The 2710-nt window shown below is 69.0% G+C and carries 3 protein-coding genes; 1 reads left to right on the top strand and 2 read right to left on the bottom strand.

The window, feature by feature from the left end; all coding sequences use genetic code 11:
- Positions 1 to 596: 596 nt before the first annotated feature.
- Positions 597 to 1184: an HD domain-containing protein gene (locus FXF52_RS40850; RefSeq protein ID WP_148804989.1), complete on the bottom strand. Its 588-nt coding sequence runs from the start codon at positions 1182 to 1184 to the stop codon at positions 597 to 599.
- A 36-nt stretch (positions 1185 to 1220) separates the two neighbouring features.
- Between FXF52_RS40850 and FXF52_RS40845 the strand changes: the two genes are divergently transcribed.
- Positions 1221 to 1667 carry a hypothetical protein gene (locus FXF52_RS40845; protein WP_148804988.1) on the top strand — a complete coding sequence of 149 codons (447 nt, stop codon included), beginning with the start codon at positions 1221 to 1223 and terminating at the stop codon, positions 1665 to 1667.
- Here the strand turns inward: FXF52_RS40845 and FXF52_RS40840 are convergent.
- Complete coding sequence (locus FXF52_RS40840; RefSeq protein WP_148804987.1) at positions 1657 to 2271, bottom strand: hypothetical protein; 615 nt, start codon at positions 2269 to 2271, stop codon at positions 1657 to 1659. The genes FXF52_RS40845 and FXF52_RS40840 overlap by 11 nt on opposite strands.
- Between the last annotated feature and the right edge of the window lie 439 nt (positions 2272 to 2710).

Here is a 2710-nt window from a genome sequence, read left to right as displayed (position 1 = left end):
GGCGATGTTGACGACCAGGATGAGGAGCAGCGCCACGGCGCGCAACGCGTCGACGTCGACGATCCGGGAGAGCGTGCCGGACGACGCTCGATTCCCGACAGACGGGTCTTCGATGGAAAAATTCACGTGACTACCTCCGGAACGGACAGGAATCGGTTCGATGACCTTCCTGCGACGCTATGAAGCGGTCGGTCCAGATGACAGCCGGTCAGCGTGAGGATTGTCGGTGGTGCAGGCCCTACCCCAGCCTGGGGCAGGCCCTACCCAAGGGCTCTCGCAAGGTAGCTGTATGCCCGTTCTGCGCTTCCCCTCGTAGCGTGAAGGCCTGCCCAGCGTCCCACGACGTAGCGCATAGCCGGGCAGCACGGGTACGTCGGCTCCGTGCTCGCCGAGGGCTCGCAACACGGCGGCTTCGCCGGTGAAGGGTGCTACGGCCGCCTTGTACACGATGCTGCTGCCGTCTGCGAGGAACAGCCGCTCGACGGCGGACAGCTGCCACGCCTGGATGACCTGCCGCCCGGTCTGGACGTGCCCGGCGTCGGCGAGCAGGTTACGCCGCAGCTGGTCGACGGTGCGCTGGTCGAGTCCGGGTGTGCTCACCGCGTGCTCCCGGTTCGGATGCTGGTGTTGATCCGTTCGAGCCGGGTCAGCGTGACGTCGAGGCGCGCCGACATGCTGGCCGGCACCCGAGGGTGCGCGGCCTGCTGGAATGCCCGAAAGTGCGGCAGCAGCGCGCGCAACGCGGGCCGTCGGGCGAAGAAATCGGGCACGTTGCCGCTGGCGCGTGCCCGCCGTAGTAACGACCCCAGTGCGACGATTTTGTCCGCGGTGGACACGAGCAGCACCGGCAGGTCGTCGACCCGCACGGGCGGGTCCGGTTCGTCGAGCGCACGATGCTCGACCTGCAGAGCGGCGATGATCCGCGGCACCTCCGACCCGTAACCGGCGGCGAGCACCTGGTAGATGTTCGGGGTTGCCGGGGCGAAGTCCGGGACGTCGTGCAGCAACGCCGCCGCGACCAGGGTGGGCGGCGTGTCGGGGAGATGCTCGCCGATCGCCACCGCGACCCGAACCGCGTGCGCCAGGGCAGGACGGTCGTCGATGGTGTGCCCCTTGCACCATCGCCTGGCGTCCCGCAGCGCGTGGTCGATGATGATGGGGCGGGGAGGAGATAAGACCGTCATACCCTGATACCTCCTGATTGCCGTAGCATCGGCGCCATGCCTGGGCCGCTACCGCAGTGGTGTGAGCAGACGTGCGTCGTGTGTCCTGCCCAGCAGCTCGGGCCGGGCCAGTTCGACGTGGTCGACCGGCCCGGACCCGAGTTCGCCTACCACCCGAACATTGGCTGGCGGGTCACCGCAGACGGCGTCGCTGTCTGCGTCCACCCGTACCGGGTCGGGCTTCCACCCGGCCGGTACGCCTCACAGGGTGAACCGGTCCCCGTCGAGGCACCGCGACCGGCACCGACCGCGGCAGCGCTTCAACTACCTGCCGACCTGGTGGACCTGGAAGGCTGGCTCGTCGCCGTCCTCCGGGACGCGCCCCCGGAAGGGATCCTCACCGCCGTCGCCCGCGCCGAACGGCTGGCCGGTGAACGGTTTGACCCGAAGCAGGTGGTGGCGGCCATGCGGCGGGTGCTGTCGGTGGAGCTGGCTAACCGCTGACCCCAACCGGCACGGCGGGGGCCGGTCCTGGCTGGTGGAAGTCGAAGTCGTGGCTGCGGCCGTCGCGCCCGAGACCCGCCGCCTGGTAGTGGGCGTTGAGCTGGTCCAGCCGCCGGGTCACCTCGGCGGCGTCCAGCCAGTACCGCAGCGGCTGCTCACCCCAGCCGGCGGCGGCGTAGTAGGCGTCGGTGACGCAGCCGCGGGTGTAGGTGAACTCCTCCAACTCCGTCGCGTGCGGGAACACCACCCCCAGGTCGGCCTGCATCCGGGACATCAGGGTGAACTGGGCCAGCACCGCGTGGACCATCTCGTCCACCGGCGCCGGCACCAGCAGCTCCGCGGCCTCCTCGTCGCCGCCGGACAGCTCGAACACCGCCGCCTTCAGCGCCAGCACCCGCAGCGCCTCCACCAGCAGCGGCCCCGCGTCCCGCTCCAAAGACCAGCGGCTGATCGCCGGATACCCGGTGAACGTCGCCCAGCAGCTGGAGTACTTCATCGACGAGCTGTGCAACCGGTCGAACGCCGGATGCCGCCGCATACCCTCGAGGATCTCGGCGGCCCGACGACCGACCGCCGCGGCCTCGGGCATGGATGACTTGGCCATGGCACTTCCCTTCTACGGGACAGTGGACATTTGGACGCATCGCGAGCGGGACTCGCGCTGCCCCTCACCGCCGCTCCAAGTCCGGAACGAACGATGACGCTCCCATCACAGCCATCGATCTGAGTTGTCGATAAGGCTTGTTCATGGTCTCCGACAATTCGCCGACAACTCCTTGCTGCCCCATCGGCGGCCCCGGTTGATCACCGCGCGCGACCGCCGACTACCGGGCCTCACCCGGTTGGGAGACGCTTTCCTACCCGCCATGGTGTGGCTCGTGGCCGGACCAGTCGCGACCGAGACTTTTCAGGAATCCGGCGCCCATCCTCATTGCTGTCGTCGCCCGATGCCCCGACGAGTGGCGGCGAAGTTTGGGTGCCTCGGTGCTCGATCCAAGCCGGTCAAAGACGGCCCAGCGGGCGATACACCCGCCGCAGTTGTC

It is taken from the genome of Micromonospora sp. MP36 (assembly GCF_008119785.1).
Lineage (GTDB): Bacteria > Actinomycetota > Actinomycetes > Mycobacteriales > Micromonosporaceae > Micromonospora.
This window is presented reverse-complemented; position numbering and strand designations above follow the sequence as displayed.